10 protein-coding genes are annotated in these 15780 nt (G+C 68.2%); 6 read left to right on the forward strand and 4 right to left on the reverse strand.

Annotation, left to right across the window (positions count from 1 at the left end; translation table 11 throughout):
* The first annotated feature begins 182 nt into the window (after positions 1-182).
* A complete protein-coding gene (locus tag AB4851_RS21050; RefSeq protein WP_414451324.1) occupies positions 183-1391 on the forward strand; it encodes a lactonase family protein in 1209 nt (402 codons plus the stop codon).
* 212 nt (positions 1392-1603) lie between these two features.
* Here the strand turns inward: AB4851_RS21050 and AB4851_RS21055 are convergent, their stop codons facing one another.
* Positions 1604-5524: a DNA translocase FtsK gene (locus AB4851_RS21055; protein WP_414451906.1), complete on the reverse strand. Its 3921-nt coding sequence runs from the start codon at positions 5522-5524 to the stop codon at positions 1604-1606.
* Positions 5525-5668: 144 nt separating this feature from the next.
* Positions 5669-6217 carry an META domain-containing protein gene (locus tag AB4851_RS21060; protein ID WP_414442714.1) on the reverse strand — a complete coding sequence of 183 codons (549 nt, stop codon included), beginning with the start codon at positions 6215-6217 and terminating at the stop codon, positions 5669-5671.
* 187 nt (positions 6218-6404) lie between these two features.
* Between AB4851_RS21060 and purT the strand changes: the two genes are divergently transcribed.
* The 4 genes from purT (at position 6405) to AB4851_RS21080 (ending at position 9990) form a co-directional block, all read left to right on the forward strand.
* A complete protein-coding gene (gene purT / locus AB4851_RS21065; RefSeq protein WP_414451325.1) occupies positions 6405-7619 on the forward strand; it encodes a formate-dependent phosphoribosylglycinamide formyltransferase in 1215 nt (404 codons plus the stop codon).
* Positions 7620-7689: 70 nt separating this feature from the next.
* Positions 7690-7851 (forward strand): DUF6726 family protein, encoded by a 162-nt coding sequence (locus tag AB4851_RS21070; protein ID WP_414442712.1) that lies wholly within the window; start codon positions 7690-7692, stop codon positions 7849-7851.
* 58 nt (positions 7852-7909) lie between these two features.
* Positions 7910-8293, forward strand: coding sequence for an MliC family protein (locus AB4851_RS21075; protein WP_414451326.1), 384 nt, complete (start codon positions 7910-7912; stop codon positions 8291-8293).
* A gap of 224 nt (positions 8294-8517) precedes the next feature.
* On the forward strand, positions 8518-9990 hold the full coding sequence (locus AB4851_RS21080; RefSeq protein ID WP_414451327.1) for a DEAD/DEAH box helicase: 1473 nt from the start codon (positions 8518-8520) through the stop codon (positions 9988-9990).
* 103 nt (positions 9991-10093) lie between these two features.
* Here the strand turns inward: AB4851_RS21080 and gluQRS are convergent, their stop codons facing one another.
* Complete coding sequence (gene gluQRS, locus AB4851_RS21085; protein ID WP_414451328.1) at positions 10094-10987, reverse strand: tRNA glutamyl-Q(34) synthetase GluQRS; 894 nt, start codon at positions 10985-10987, stop codon at positions 10094-10096.
* Positions 10988-11018: 31 nt separating this feature from the next.
* Positions 11019-11906 (reverse strand): sulfurtransferase, encoded by an 888-nt coding sequence (locus tag AB4851_RS21090; RefSeq protein WP_414451329.1) that lies wholly within the window; start codon positions 11904-11906, stop codon positions 11019-11021.
* Between the two features lie 280 nt (positions 11907-12186).
* Between AB4851_RS21090 and dnaE the strand changes: the two genes are divergently transcribed.
* On the forward strand, positions 12187-15729 hold the full coding sequence (gene dnaE / locus AB4851_RS21095) for a DNA polymerase III subunit alpha (RefSeq protein WP_414451330.1): 3543 nt from the start codon (positions 12187-12189) through the stop codon (positions 15727-15729).
* Positions 15730-15780 lie beyond the last annotated feature (51 nt).

Consider the following 15780-nt stretch of genomic DNA (forward strand, 5'->3'; position numbering starts at 1 on the left):
GCCGTGCGCGCCGCGAAACGACGCTGGCGCGCACGGCCCCGTATACTTCGTTCGAACGAAACGGGCAGGGGCCGCCCGAATCGTTGAACAATCACAACAACTGAGGCGTTTCGGTGCAGGGAAGTTCCAACGGCCTTGATATTCCCGCACCGCGGCCCCTCCATTTCGAGAGGATTACGCGTATGACACCGCTGAGACTGGGTCACTGGATCAAGGGTATCGCCGTGGTGCTGTCGCTGTCCGCCGCGCACGCGTTTGCGCAGGATACCGCCAATGCGCCGACCGATGCCGTCTATAACCTGCTGGTCGGCACCTACACCGGCGCGGGCAGCGAGGGCATCTACGTGTACCGGTTCGATACGCGTACCGGCGATGTGTCGCCCGTCGTCTCGACCGCGAAAACGGTCAATCCGTCCTATCTGCTGCCGAGCCGCGACGGGCGTTTCGTCTACGCCGTCAACGAGCTGCCCGGCGACGACGGCCCGGCCAGCCAGCGCGGCGGCGTCAGCGCGTTCGCGTTCGATGCGAAATCCGGCACGCTGAATTTCCTCGATCGCGTGTCGTCGGAAGGGAACGATCCGTGCTATCTGAGCCTGTCGCCGGACGGCAAGTACCTCGTCACGGCCAATTATTCGGTGGCGGCGGACCCGGGCGGCAGCTTCACGGTGTTCCCGGTCGAGGCGGACGGCAAGGTGGGCGCCTCGGTGCTGAACGTGCATCACGAGGGCGGCGGCCCGGTGAAGGGGCGCCAGGACGGCGCGCACGTCCATTCGACGGTGTTCTCGCCGGATGGCAACTACCTGTTCGTGCAGGATCTCGGCGTCGACAAGCTGTTCGAATACCGCTACACGCCCGACGGCTCGCGCGGCCTGTTCGGCCCGACCGATGCGCGCTACACGCCGCTGCCGCCGGGCACCGGCCCGCGCCACCTGGTGTTCTCGCGGAACGGCCGCTTCGCCTATCTGACGACCGAACTGAAGGGCACCGTCGAGGTATATGGCTACCAGGACGGCAAGCTGACCCATCTGCAGAGCGTGAAGATGTCGGCGCCCGGCTTTCACGGGCAGGAAGGCGGCGGCGCGATCCACGCCTCGCCGGACGGCCGCTTCCTCTACGTGACGAACCGCGGCGATGCCAACGAGCTGGTGGCCTACAAGATCGACGCCGCGAGCGGCAAGCTCGCGTTCGTGAGCCGTCAGTCGACGTTCGGCAAGACGCCGCGTGAATTCCTGATCGATCCCACCGGCAAGTGGTTGATCGTCGGCAACCAGGAAAGCGGCGCGTTCTACGTGTTCCGCCGCGACGTGGCGACGGGCCGGCTCGATCCCGACGCGCGCAAGATCGCACTGAGCAAGCCGGTCGATTTCAAGCTGGTGCCGGTGCAGCCGTAAGCCGGGCGACGAATGAAAAACGGGCGGGACGCGTGGGGGTCACTTCACGCCCCGCCCGTTTTTCATGAGGCTGGGTTCGGCTGCCGGCCCGGCGATGGCGCCGACCGTTGCATGGGCAACCGACCGCTTGCTCATGCAACGTTTTTCGACGCACCTGGCGCGCAGCGGAGCAATTTCGGTGCCGCGCGCCGCGTATTTTTTTGCGTGTTTTCCTACTCGGCCAGCGGCGGCGCGAGCACTTCGCGGCTGCCGTTGATGCCCATTGCCGACACCAGGCCCGCCGTTTCCATCTGCTCGACCAGACGCGCCGCGCGGTTGTAGCCGATGCGCAATTGCCGCTGCACCGACGAGATCGACGCGCGCCGCGTGCGCACCACGAACGCCACCGCTTCGTCGTAGAGCGGATCGGCTTCGGCGTCGGGCGCTTCGCCGAACAGGTCCTGCGTCGACCCGCCTTCGCTGGTCGGGCCGTCGAGGATGCCTTCCTCGTATTGCGGCTCGCCGAATTGCTTCAGGTATTCGACGAGCCGGTGCACTTCCTCGTCGGCCACGAACGCGCCGTGGATGCGCTGCGGGTAGCCGGTGCCGGGCGGCAGGAACAGCATGTCGCCCTGGCCCAGCAGCGATTCGGCGCCCATCTGGTCGAGAATCGTCCGCGAATCGATCTTCGACGACACCTGGAACGCTACGCGCGTCGGGATGTTCGCCTTGATCAGGCCGGTGATCACGTCGACCGACGGGCGCTGGGTAGCGAGGATCAGGTGAATGCCGGCCGCACGCGCCTTCTGCGCGAGCCGCGCGATCAGTTCCTCGATCTTCTTGCCGGCCACCATCATCAGGTCGGCCAGCTCGTCGATCACCACCACGATCAGCGGCAGCGGCGAGAGCGGTTCGGGCGCCTCGGGCGTCAGCGAGAACGGGTTGCCGATCTTCTTGTCGCGGGCGGCCGCGTCGCGCAGCTTTTGGTTGAAGCTCGCGAGATTGCGCACGCCCACGGCCGACATCAGCCGGTAGCGCTTTTCCATTTCGCCGACGCACCAGTTCAGCGCGTTCGCGGCCAGCTTCATGTCGGTGACGACCGGCGCGAGCAGGTGCGGAATGCCTTCGTAGACGGACAGCTCCAGCATCTTCGGGTCGATCATGATCAGCCGCACTTCCTCGGGCGTGGCCTTGTAGAGCAGCGAGGCGATCATCGCGTTGATCGCGACCGACTTGCCGGAGCCGGTGGTGCCGGCCACCAGCATGTGCGGCGCCTTGGCCAGATCGGTGACGACCGGGTTGCCGGTGATGTCCTTGCCCATCGCGATCGTCAATTGCGAGGCCGAATGCTGGTATTGGCGCGAGGCGAGGATTTCCGACAGGCGGATCATCTGGCGTTTCGCGTTCGGCAGTTCGAGGCCCATGCAGGTCTTGCCGGGGATCGTCTCGACCACGCGAACCGACGTGAGGCCGAGGCCGCGCGACAGGTCCTTCATCAGGCCGACGATCTGGCTGCCGCGCACGCCGAGCGCCGGTTCGATCTCGAAGCGTGTGATGACCGGGCCGGCCGATGCGCCGACCACCGTGACCGGCACCTTGAACTCCTGCAGGCGCTGCTCGATGACCTGGCCGGTCTGGGCCAGATCGGCCTCGGAGATCGGCGGCATGTCGTCGGCGGGCGGTTCGAGCAGGTCGAGGCCGGGCAGTTCGACGTTCGAAGCGGCCGGGGCACGGAATTCGAAGGCGTTCGGCGGGGCCTGGCGGGCCGGCGGTTCGCTGGCGGCGGGCGGGGTGGCCTGAGCGGCCGAGGTGGGCGTTGGCGCGGCAGGTTGCGCGGTGGCCGGGGCGAATGCGCCCGGCAGGAACGCCGGGGCGATGTCGGCCGATGCCGTTGCGGGTTCCGAGGCGGCCAGGCCGGAAGCGAGCGTCTCGCTCGGCGTGGACAGCGTGAACGATGCGTCGGTCGACAGCACCGAGGGCTGCGGCGCGGCGTAGTCGGTGTCGCTGGCCGACGAGAACGTGAAGGCCGATGGCGTCGAGGGTGTCATGGCAGTCAGCGGTGCGCTCAATGTCTCGGCGAAGGCGGATGTCGAGACGGCGGGCGCGGAGGCATCGGTCGGCACGCTCGGCAGCGATTCCCAAGGCGGGACGGCGTGGGTTGCGGGCGGCGCTTCCGTGACGGGTGCCGGTGGCGGAGCGAGGTGGCTGCTGCCGGCGACCGTTTGCGGCGGCGCAGATGCGAACGGGGGTGTTCCGGCGGACGTCCGGGCGGCGTCGTTCGTGTCGACGCTGTCCAGCGGCGCGGCATGGGCGTCCGCAGGCATGACGCTGCTTGCGCCGACTGTTGCCGATGCTGACGTACTGACGGCATCGCCGCTGGCGACGAACGACGAGCGCAGCGGCGTGATGGCCGGTTCATCGGCGTATTGCGCCGTTGATTTGTCGGGCGTTGCCGCAATGGCTTCGATCGGCAGGCTCGGTGCGGCTGGCGCGAAAACGTTGGCGTCGTCGCGCTGCTCCGTAGCCGGGCCGAATGCGACGGGTGCGGCGCGTGTTGTCGAGATGCTGTTCTTGAGATGCGCGGGCGGTTGCGTATCAACGGGTGGTATTTGCGGCGCAAGGCCGACGAAGGCATCGGCGTGATGCGCGAATCCCGCGCCGTCATTCACTGGCGGCAGGAAGGCGCTCATGTCGATGACGGCATCGGACGACGTGTCCGAGCCTTCGTCGTCGGCATCCGGGCTGGGCGGCACGTCGCTTGGGTCGGCCGTCATCTCGAAGGCGGGCGGCGTGCTGGGCAGCGCCGTGTCATCCGATGCGCTGGCCGCGAGCGTATCCGGCAAGGTCTCGCGCGTTGTGAACATCCCCGCGGCTTGTGCGCTGCCCGCCGCGGCCGCGCTTGCGAGGTCGCCGGTGCCCGACGGCGTTACCGTCGCGCCGGCCAGCGCGGCCCATTGCGCCGTGCTGGCATCGATCGAGCGCAGCGCGTCCTGCAGGCTCGGTGCGGGCTCCACAGGCTGCGCCGGTTTCTCGTTCCAGGCATAGAGCGGGGCGCGCGCCGGTGGCGCGGGACGGCGCGGCGTGACGTTCGCGTTCTGCGCCGGTGCGGCCGCGCGCGGCAACGGCCGGGCGGGGGCAGGTTGCGGCGCGGGTGGCCGGGCCGGCGGCGTGATCGGCGGCACCACCGGGCGGATCGGCGTGGCGGCCGGGGCCGCGCGCCGCGTGGACGGATAGCGTTCCTGCAGCACCTTGACCGCCTGCGCGGCGTGCACGGCCGACGAGGCGATGGTCGGCGAAGCCGGCGGCATCGATACCGACGACGGCACGAAGGGCGGCGGCACCGGCGGCGCGGCCAGGGCGGCGCTGCCCGTCGCCGTGGCGGCTTTCGCAGATGCGGTGGTGGCCGCCGCGGCCATGCCGATCGCCCCCGCGGCCATGCCGCTGTTGCCTGACGCCGGCCGCCCGCCCGAATTCGGATTCAACCATCCCTGCGGCGCCGACGGCTCGACCGGCTGCACCCGCGTGATCGGCGGCGGCGTCCAGCCGCGCGGCTCCTGGCGCGTTTCGCGCCGCGCCTCGCCGCGCATGTCGCGCTTCGCGTCGGGCTTCCACAGCGTGGGCCGCGCGAAACGCCCGTTGCGCTTGGGCGCCATCGAGTTGACGGTGTTCGCCGCGGACGGCTGCACGTCGCCCGCGCGCCGCACGCGGCGATCTTCGTCGCGATGCAGCGCGTTGCGCGGCAGGTCGGCGACGGAGCGTGCTTCGTCCTCGTCGCGCCGTCCGCCACGGCCGAGCCGGAAGCCGAACGAGCGGTCGAGCCAGTCGTTGGTGGTGCGCCAGTCGGCGCCGAGCAGCCAGGGCAGGCCGCCGACGAACAGCACGACCATCACCAGCGGCGTGCCGATATGGCCGAACACGCGGTCGAAGCCGGCCGCGAGGGCATGGCCGAATGCGTCGCCGGTGTCGCCGCCCGGCAGCGCCGTGGCGAGCGTGCAACTGGCGACGAACACGCTCGCGAAGCCGAGCCAGAGGCGGATCAAGCCGCGCCCGGCCGTGCCGGCGCCGCCCGGCAGCATCGACTTGACGAGCCGCCAGACCAGGGGAACGAACCAGATGGCCGAGACGCCGAACCAGCCGAAAACTACGCTATGCATACCAGGAAACGTGGAATCGCGAGGACGGGCGCCGCGCGCGGCCCGTCGGGTTAAGCCGGGGGAGGCATCCGATCCCCGCGCGCGGGCCGGATGCACGATGCTGTCGCGCGGCGCATCGACCGATGGCCGCGCGCATCGAAAGGATTACTGGGGGTCGCGACGCGCGAATGTCAGCGTCGCGCCGTCGTCGGTCACCAGGTATAGCTGTTGCGGCGCCTGCATCTGCAGGCCGGCCTTGGAAATATGCGCGAGCGCATCGAGATACGGGCGTTCGAGCTTGCCGCCGGCCGAGGCCGGGCAGGCCATCCGCGTGCCGGCCAGCGGCCCGAAGCCGAGCAGCCCGTTTTTCACGGTATAGGTGCCGGAATAGCGGTTGCAGCCCGAGAAGCCCGACGCGCGGCGCACGCCGTCGGTGGTCGACAGCGTCAGCTGGATCGGCTGGCCGCCGGCGTCGCCTTGCGGCACGTCGCGCTGCGAGCCGTCGGCATTGCGCCAGCTCGCGAGCTGCCAGCTCGTGTCGTCGACCAACTGGATGGCGGCCGGATTGAACGGATCGGACGCGGGGGCGCCGGCATCGGGGTGGGTCGGCATCGCGCAGGCGGCCAGTGCGGCAAGCGCCACCGCGGCGAGCGGCGCGCGCAGCGGCTTCATGAAGCGGTGGGGCGTGCGGCAGGCCGTGGAGGGGTTATGCATGGCCTCGATCCTCGTATTGATGGCGGTGCTGGCAAAGGCGTAAGAGTAACGCAGTCGGCGCGCGGCAGGCGAGCAGACCATCCGCGGCGGCAAACGTTCTGCGTCAGGTTGCTGCGGGCTCGCGTGTTAACATCGCGGCTCGGTCGTTCCTCACACGTTCACCCCAATCATTTCAGCGGGAAATCTCATGCAGATCGGTCAGCGGCTCGGTACGCCGCTTTCGCCTTCCGCCACGCGCGTCATGCTGCTGGGCGCCGGCGAACTCGGCAAGGAAGTCATCATCGCGTTGCAGCGCCTCGGGGTCGAAGTCATCGCCGTCGATCGCTACGCGAACGCGCCCGGGCACCAGGTCGCCCATCGCGCGCACGTGATCGACATGACCGACGCGGCGTCGCTGCGCGCGCTGGTCGAATCCGAACAGCCGCACCTGATCGTCCCCGAGATCGAGGCGATCGCCACGGATGCGCTGGCGGCCATCGAGGCGGAAGGCGTGGTCGAGGTGATTCCCACCGCGCGTGCCACCCAACTGACGATGAATCGCGAGGGCATTCGCCGTCTCGCGGCCGAGGAACTCGGCCTGCCGACCTCGCGTTATGCGTTCGCGCAGTCGTTCGAGGAATTCCGCGCGGCGGTCGCATCGATCGGCTTCCCGTGTGTGGTGAAGCCGGTGATGTCGTCGTCGGGCAAGGGCCAGTCGGTGGTCAAGCAGGACGCCGATATCGAGCCGGCCTGGCAATACGCGATGGCCGGCGGCCGCGTGAACCACGGCCGCGTGATCGTCGAGGGCTTCGTCGATTTCGAATACGAAATCACCCAACTGACGGTGCGCGCGATCGACCCGGCCAGCGGCGAGACCCGGACCTATTTCTGCGACCCGGTCGGCCACGTCCAGGTGGCGGGCGATTACGTCGAATCCTGGCAGCCGCAGCCGATGAGCGCACTGGCCCTGGAACGTTCGCGCGAAATCGCACACCAAGTGACAACGGCGCTGGGCGGCCGCGGCCTGTTCGGCGTGGAACTGTTCGTGCGTGGCGACGAGGTGTGGTTTTCCGAAGTCAGCCCGCGTCCGCATGACACGGGGCTTGTCACGCTGGCCTCGCAGCGCCAGTCGGAGTTCGAACTGCACGCGCGCGCAATTCTCGGCCTGCCGGTCGATCCGACCCTGTCGTCGCCGGCCGCTTCGGCGGTCATCTATGGCGGTATCGACGAGGCCGGCATCGCGTTCGAAGGCGTGGCCGAGGCGTTGGCCGTGCCGGGCGTGGATCTGCGTCTGTTCGGCAAGCCGGAGAGCTTCGTCAAGCGCCGCATGGGCGTGGCGGTGGCGACCGGCGCCGATGTGGACGAGGCCCGCGAGCGCGCACGGCGGGCCGCCGCGGCAGTTCGCCCGGTGTCGGCCCGCTGAGGCGGGGCCAGGCGCCGCAACCGTATCGAAGGCCGTGGCGGCATCCGCTGCCCGGTCAGGGAGTGTCACTATGAAATGGGCATTGATTGCCGTGCTGTGCGCGGCGGTATCGGGTTGCGGCGTGGCCGCCGCGCCGTGCCGCGTCGCGTCGGCCGGGCTGAAGATGGTGCCGTTGGTCGGTCACGTGGCCGCCGCGCCAACCGATGGTTGCGCGGCCGTCATCGATCCTTGATCGATTCTTGTTATTGGGGCCGATTCGTGGTTCGAAGTGGCTCCTGCTCGGAGCACGCATGATCCGCATCACGTTCGCCGCCGGCCTGCTGGCCGCCATGGGCCTGGCTTCGGTTGCGCACGCCGCGCAACTGACCGTCGAGGAAATCGACGCCGACGCGCGCACCGTGTCGACCTACCAATGCGCGGATCGGCCGAAGCCGGTGCGGGTGGCCTACTGGCTGGCCCGCAACGGCCAGAGCTTCGCGCTGGTGCCGGTCGACGGCAAGCCGATGCTGTTCGTCGATACCCTGTCCGCCTCGGGTGTCCGTTATCAGGCGGGCCGCTATGTCTGGTGGACCAAGGGCCGCACCGGCAACCTGCGCGATCAAATCGGCGGCCAGGACGCGCCGCCGCTGCTCGCCGATTGCACGGAGATTGCCCCGCGCGGCAAGCGTCCGTGAGGCGTGCCGCGGCTTCGTCGCAGGCCAGTGCTACAATGCGGGCCTTTCCGTCGGCGTTCGGCCGCACGGGGCGGCGCGCCGGGATCGTTTCCGGCGTCGCGGCGGCGTCGCGCGGCGCGCCGCAGTAGTTCCGTCATTCATTCCATATGTCGTTCGCGCGGCAGCCCGTCACCGGCGCTGCCGCGCCAGATTCCCCGCCGCGCCATTTGAGCGAAACGCCAACCATGTCCGATTCAGCAGCCACGTCCGTCGACGCAACTTTCGATCAGTTCGGCCTCGCGCCCGACATTCTGAAGGCCATTGCGGAGCAGGGCTATACGAAGCCGACGCCGATCCAGGCGCAGGCGATTCCGGTCGTGCTGTCGGGGCGCGACGTGATGGGCGCCGCGCAAACCGGCACCGGCAAGACGGCCAGCTTTTCGCTGCCGATCATCCAGCGCCTGCTGCCGCAAGCGAACACGAGCGCCTCGCCGGCGCGCCACGCGGTGCGCGCGCTGATCCTCACGCCGACCCGCGAACTGGCCGACCAGGTGGCCGCCAACGTTCATTCGTACGCGAAGCACACGGCGCTGCGCAGCGCCGTGGTGTTCGGCGGCGTCGACATGAACCCGCAAATGGCCGAGCTGCGCCGCGGCGTCGAAATCCTGATCGCGACGCCGGGCCGCTTGCTCGACCACGTTCAGCAAAAAACGGCGAACCTGGGCCAGGTGCAGATGCTGGTGCTCGACGAGGCCGACCGGATGCTCGACATGGGCTTCCTGCCCGACCTGCAGCGCATCCTGAACCTGCTGCCGAAGGTGCGCCAGACGCTGCTGTTCTCGGCCACGTTCTCGCCCGAAATCAAGAAGCTCGCCGCGACCTACCTGACCAATCCGCTGACCATCGAAGTCGCGCGCAGCAATGCCACCGCGACCAACGTGACGCAGATCGTCTACGACATCCCCGAGGGCGACAAGCAGGCGGCCGTCGTCAAGCTGATCCGCGATCGCGCGCTCAAGCAGGTGATCGTGTTCTGCAACAGCAAGCTCGGCGCGAGCCGGCTGGCGCGTCAGCTCGAACGCGACGGCGTGATCGCCACGGCGATTCACGGCGACCGCTCGCAAAACGAACGGATGCAGGCGCTCGACGCCTTCAAGCGCGGTGAAGTCGAGGCGCTGGTGGCGACCGACGTGGCCGCGCGCGGCCTCGATATCGCCGAGCTGCCGGCCGTGATCAACTTCGACCTGCCGTTCAGCGCGGAAGATTATGTGCACCGGATCGGCCGGACCGGCCGCGCGGGCGCCTCAGGCGACGCGCTGTCGCTGTGCAGCCCGAACGAGCGCAAGCAACTGGCCGACATCGAAAAGCTGATCAAGCGCGACCTGCCGTTGCAGCCGCTGGCCATCGACGCGCCGGCGCGTCCGCGCCGCGAACACGCCGAGCGCAGCGAACGTGGGGAACGTGGGGAGCGTGGCGAACGCGATCGCAGCGAAGCGCGCGGCCCGCGCCGCTCGCCCTCGCATGGCGGCGAACGCACGCATCATTCGCGCCGCGAGGCGCCGGTCGACGAGTTTTTCCTGAAGCCTTACGTGCCGTCGTCGAGCGCGCGCGAGCAGGAAGAAGCAATCAAGCAGCCGGCCCAGCCGGAGAAGAAGTCGAAGCAGCCGCTGGCCGCGCTGCTGGGCGGCTTCGGCATGCCGCGCCGTTCGTCGTCGTAAGCGGCGGCGGGCCTTGGCCTGACAGCGGGCGGATGCGAAAGCGTCCGCCCGTTTTGTTTGGGTGGCGCTGAAACGGAAGGGTGTCGTGCCTGGTGCGGCTGGGTCAGCGGGTATTCGGCCCGAAGCGCGCGGCCCAGGCTGCCGTTGCCGCCGGGAAGAACGTGTCGAGAGAGGCTTGCGCCGAGGATGGCAGCGTCAGGCCCAGATGGGCGGCCGCCGCGATCAGTGCGGTCAACGGCCTGGACGCATCGAGCGCGGTCGCGCCGGTCTGCTTGCTGAGTTTCTCGCCGTTGGTGTCGACCACCACCGGCACGTGCAGGTACGTGGGCGTTGCCACGCCAAGACATTGCTGAAGGTAGAGTTGCCGCGCGGTGGAATCCAGCAGATCCGCGCCGCGCACGACATGCGTGACCCCGGCATCGCGGTCGTCCACCACCACGGCAAGCTGATAGGCCCATTGCCCGTCGGCGCGTTTCAGCACGAAATCGCCGACTTCGGTGGCGAGGTTCTGTGTTTGCGCGCCTTGCCAGCGATCGTCGAAACGGATCGAGGCCGCCGCGCCGTCGGGCACGCGCAGCCGCCAGGCACGCGCGGGCTTGCCGTGCAGGCCGTCGCGGCAGGTGCCCGGGTAGGCGAGCGTGGTATGGCGTTCGTGGGCGGCGCGCAACGAATCGGCGATTTCCTTGCGTGTACAGCCGCACGGATAGACATGGCCGGCTTGCGTGAGCGCGTCGAGCGCCTGCGTGTAGGCGGTGTCGCGCCGGCTCTGCCAGACGGGCGGCGCATCGGCCGCGAGCCCGAACGCGGCCAGCGTGTCGAGGATCGCGTCGGCCGCGCCGGGCACCGTGCGCGGGCCGTCCACATCCTCGATTCGCACCAGCCATGTGCCGCGGTGGGCTCGGGCATCGAGCCAGCTTGCCATCGCACCGACCAGCGAGCCGAAATGCAGCGGGCCGGTGGGCGACGGCGCGAAGCGGCCGCAATAGCGCGAGTTCAAGGCCGGCCCGGTGCGCGAAAGCCGGCAGCCGTCAGGCTGCGTTCGGCCGCGAGGCCGCGCCGGCGAGGGCGTTGCCACCGGCCGGATGGCAGGCCGGGCAGGACTGGCCCACGACGTACAGCGGCGATTGCTGTTGCTCCGCCGTGACCACGGCGCGGCACGCGAAGCAGGTGACGTTGCCGGTTGGCGCCAGTTGCGGATTCAGTGCGGTGCGGTGGTCGAACACGAAGCAGTCGCCGTGATAGTGGGCGCCGCCGACTTCCTCGAAATACTTGAGGATGCCGCCTTCGAGCTGGTAGACGTGATCGATGCCGATTTCCTTCATGTGGATCGCGGCCTTCTCGCAGCGGATGCCGCCGGTACAGAACGAGACGACCGTCTTGCCTTCGAGATCGGCGCGGTTCGCATCGATCACGGCCGGGAATTCGCTGAATTTGTCGATGCGGTAATCGAGCGCGTGGTCGAACGTGCCGACATCGACCTCGAACGCATTGCGCGTGTCGAGCATCACGACCGGGCGGCCTGCGTCGTCCTGGCCGCGGTCGAGCCAGGTTTTCAGCGTTTGCGCATCGACCGACGGCGCGCGGCCGAGCTCCGGCTTGATGGCCGGCTTCTTCATCGTGATGATTTCGCGCTTCAGGCGCACCAGCATGCGGCGAAACGGCTGCGAATCGGACAGGCTTTCCTTGAACTGCAGGTCGGCGAACTTGCCCTCGAACAGCGGATCTTCGCGCAGATAGGCGATGAACGAGCCGGCGGCTTCGCGCGGGCCGGCGATGAACAGGTTGATGCCTTCGGGCGACAGCAGGATCGTGCCGCGCAGCCCGAGCGACTGGCAGCGCTCGGTGACGAGCGGCCGCCAGGCTTCGGGCGACTCGATCGTGACGAAGCGGTAGGCGGCGAGGTTGACGATGGACATGATGAACCGGTGATGAAGCGGGGCGGGCGCGGCGCACGGCTGCGCCGGAAAGGGCGCAAATGAGGGTGCGATGCCGCGCGGCGGGCCGCCGCGTGAATGAGCGAAACCCGTATTATCCCGCAAACGGGGCGGCGGACCAGTCGGCCGAACGGGGCAGGCAACGTGTCGCACCGACGTGCCCCGATGCGCGACTCCCGCCAGACCTGGCCGGATGGCCAGCGCGGCGTTTTTTCCGGCCGTCGGACGTTGCCTTCGCCACGACGCGGCTACAATAACGCCCATGTCAGATCCCCGCTTCGTCCATCTTCGCGTTCACTCCGAATTCTCGATTGCCGACGGCATCGTGCGCCTCGACGACCTCGTCAAGGCCGCGGCCGCCGACGGTCAGGGCGCGCTCGCCCTGACCGATCTCGGCAACGCGTTCGGCCTCGTCCGGTTCTACCAGGAAGCCCGTGGCAAGGGCGTCAAGCCGATCGCCGGCTGCGATGTCTGGATCACCAACCACGACGATCGCGACAAGCCCTCACGCCTGTTGCTGCTGGTGCGCGACAAGGCCGGCTACCTGAATCTCTGCGAGCTGCTGTCCAAGGCCTGGCTCACCAATCAATACCGCGGCCGCGCGGAAGTCGATGCCCAATGGCTCGAATCCGAACTCGGCCAGGGCTTGCTCGCGCTGTCGGGCGCGCAGCAGGGCGACATCGGCCTCGCGCTGGCGGCCGGCAACCTCGAAGCGGCGCGCCGTCATGCGCAGCGCTGGTCGCGCGTGTTCCCGGGCGGCTTCTATATCGAGCTGCAGCGCTACGGCCAGCCGGGCGCCGAAGCCTACGTGCAGGAAGCCGCCAAGCTCGCGGCCGAGCTGAAGCTGCCGGTGGTGGCCACGCACCCGCTGCAGTTCATGGGCGACGACGATTTCACGGCGCACGAGGCGCGCGTGTGTATCTCGGAAGGCGACATCCTCGCCAATCCGCGTCGCCAGAAGCGCTTCACCACCGATCAATGCTTCCGCACCCAGGCCGAGATGGCCGCGCTGTTCGCCGATATTCCGTCGGCCGTGCAGAACACGGTCGAGATCGCCAAGCGCTGCAACCTCAAGCTCGAACTGGGCAAGCCGAAGCTGCCGCTGTTCCCGACGCCGGACGGCATGTCGCTCGACGATTACCTCGTCCAGCTTTCGCAGGAAGGGCTCGAAAAGCGGCTGGAGCAGCTCTATCCGGACACCGCCGAGCGCGATGCGCAGCGCACCACGTATTACCAGCGCCTCGAATTCGAATGCAACACGATCAAGAAGATGGGCTTCCCCGGCTACTTCCTGATCGTGGCGGACTTCATCAACTGGGCCAAGAACAACGGCGTGCCGGTCGGCCCGGGCCGCGGCTCGGGCGCCGGTTCGCTGGTGGCCTATTCGCTCGGCATTACCGATCTCGATCCGCTGCGCTACAACCTGCTGTTCGAGCGCTTCCTGAATCCGGAGCGGGTGTCGATGCCCGACTTCGATATCGATTTTTGCCAGCACGGCCGCGATCGCGTGATCCAGTACGTGAAGGAAAAATACGGAGCGGATGCGGTCTCGCAGATCGCCACGTTCGGCACGATGGCGGCGAAAGCGGCCGTGCGCGACGTCGGCCGCGTGCTCGACCTCGGCTACATGTTCACCGACGGCATCGCGAAGCTGATCCCGTTCAAGCCGGGCAAGCACGTCACCATCGCCGACGCGATGAAGGAAGAGCCGCAACTGCAGGAGCGCTACGACAACGAGGACGAAGTCCATCAGTTGCTCGATCTCGCGCAGCGCGTCGAGGGGCTCACGCGTAACGTCGGCATGCACGCCGGCGGCGTGCTGATCGCGCCCGGCAAGCTGACCGATTTCTGCCCGCTCTATGTGCAGGGCGAGGACGGCGGCGTCGTCAGCCAGTACGACAAGGACGACGTGGAGGCCGTGGGCCTCGTCAAGTTCGACTTCCTGGGCCTGACCACGCTGACCATCCTCGATTGGGCCGAGCGCTTCATCCGCCGTCTCGATCCGTCGAAGGCCGATTGGTCGCTGGCACAGGTGCCGCTCGACGATCCGGCCTCGTTCCAGATCCTCAAGAAAGCGAATACGGTCGCCGTGTTCCAGCTGGAAAGCCGCGGCATGCAGGGCATGCTGAAGGATGCCCAGCCCGACCGCTTCGAGGACATCATCGCGCTCGTGTCGCTGTATCGTCCGGGCCCGATGGACTTGATCCCGAGCTTCTGCGCGCGCAAGCACGGCCGCGAGAAGGTGGAGTACCCGGATCCGCGCGTCGAACCCGTCCTGAAAGAGACCTACGGCATCATGGTCTATCAGGAGCAGGTGATGCAGATGGCGCAGATCATCGGCGGCTACTCGCTCGGCGGCGCCGATTTGCTGCGTCGCGCGATGGGCAAGAAGAAAGCCGAGGAGATGGCGACGCATCGCGAGATCTTCGCCGAGGGCGCGGCCAAGAACGGCCTCGCGCGCACGAAGTCGGACGAAATTTTCGACTTGATGGAGAAGTTCGCGGGCTACGGCTTCAACAAGTCGCACGCGGCCGCCTATGCGCTGCTCGCCTACTACACCGCCTGGCTGAAGGCGCATCATCCGGCCGAATTCATGGCCGCCAACTTGACGCTCGCGATGGACGACACCGACAAGGTGAAGATCCTGTTCGACGACTGTCTCGTGAACGGCCTGAAGGTGCTGCCGCCCGACATCAACCAGTCCGAATACCGTTTCGAGCCGGTGGCCGAAGCCGACGGCAAGCGCTCCAAAACGATCCGCTACGGCCTGGGGGCCGTCAAGGGCAGCGGCCAGAACGCGATCGAAGATATCCTCCGCGCGCGCAAGGAAGAGGGCCCGTTCAAGGATCTGTTCGACTTCTGCGAACGGATCGACCGCCGTCTCGTCAATCGCCGCACCGTCGAGGCGTTGATTCGCGCCGGCGCGTTCGATTCGCTGACGATCAATCGTGCGCAACTGATCGCCTCGGTGCCGCTCGCGATGGAAGCGGCCGATCAGGCCGAAGCGAACGCGATGCAGGCGGGGCTGTTCGACATGGGCGCGGAATCGCCGCATGCGCATGCGCTCGTCGACGAGCCGGCCTGGGACGACAAGCGTCGCCTGCAGGAAGAGAAGGGCGCGCTCGGCTTCTATCTGTCGGGACATCTGTTCGATGCTTATCGCGACGAAGTGCGCCGCTTCGCGCGCATGAAGCTCGGTGAACTGAAGGAAGGGCGCGACAAGCTCGTGGCCGGCGTCATCGCTTCGCTGCGCACCCAGATGACGCAGCGCGGCAAGATGATCATCGCGCTGCTCGACGACGGCTCGGGGCAATGCGAAATCACCGTGTTCAACGAGCAATTCGATGCGAATCGCGGCCTGTTCAAGGAAGACGAACTGCTGATCGTGCAGGGGCAGGCGCGTAACGATGCCTTCACGGGCGGCCTGCGCTTTACGGCCGAAGCGGTGATGGATCTCGAACGTGCGCGCAGCCGTTATGCGCAGGCGGTTCGCATGACCATGAACGGCAATGCCGATGCCGGCGCGCTGCGCCGCGTGCTCGAACCGCATGTCGCCAAGGCCGAAGCCGCGCCGGTGGCACCGCCGCCGGCACCGTCCGGGCGGGGCGGGCGCGATGGCCGCGATGGCGGGCGCCGTGCTGCGCCGCCCATCCCGAACGGGCTGGCCGTGCAGATCGTCTACAACAACGCGCGTTCGCAAGGCGAGATGCGTCTCGGCGAAGCGTGGCGCGTGAAGCCCAGCGATACGCTGCTGGCCGAACTGCGCGCGACGTTCGGCGAAGGCGCCGTCGAAATCGCCTATTGAGGCTGGCCGGCCCGGCGCCGTGCCGCGCGGTTGCGGCGGGTGCCGGCGTGC

Source organism: Burkholderia sp. 22PA0099, from assembly GCF_047497165.1.
Taxonomy (GTDB): Bacteria; Pseudomonadota; Gammaproteobacteria; order Burkholderiales; family Burkholderiaceae; genus Burkholderia.

Bases quoted from the DNA above. Each gene is read 5' to 3' on its own strand.
- AB4851_RS21050 (WP_414451324.1), top strand. From the start codon at position 183: ATGACACCGCTGAGACTGGGTCACTGGATCAAGGGTATCGCCGTGGTG.
- AB4851_RS21055 (WP_414451906.1), bottom strand. From the start codon at position 5,524: ATGCATAGCGTAGTTTTCGGCTGGTTCGGCGTCTCGGCCATCTGGTTC.
- AB4851_RS21060 (WP_414442714.1), bottom strand. From the start codon at position 6,217: ATGCATAACCCCTCCACGGCCTGCCGCACGCCCCACCGCTTCATGAAG.
- purT (WP_414451325.1), top strand. From the start codon at position 6,405: ATGCAGATCGGTCAGCGGCTCGGTACGCCGCTTTCGCCTTCCGCCACG.
- AB4851_RS21070 (WP_414442712.1), top strand. From the start codon at position 7,690: ATGAAATGGGCATTGATTGCCGTGCTGTGCGCGGCGGTATCGGGTTGC.
- AB4851_RS21075 (WP_414451326.1), top strand. From the start codon at position 7,910: ATGATCCGCATCACGTTCGCCGCCGGCCTGCTGGCCGCCATGGGCCTG.
- AB4851_RS21080 (WP_414451327.1), top strand. From the start codon at position 8,518: ATGTCCGATTCAGCAGCCACGTCCGTCGACGCAACTTTCGATCAGTTC.
- AB4851_RS21090 (WP_414451329.1), bottom strand. From the start codon at position 11,906: ATGTCCATCGTCAACCTCGCCGCCTACCGCTTCGTCACGATCGAGTCG.
- dnaE (WP_414451330.1), top strand. From the start codon at position 12,187: ATGTCAGATCCCCGCTTCGTCCATCTTCGCGTTCACTCCGAATTCTCG.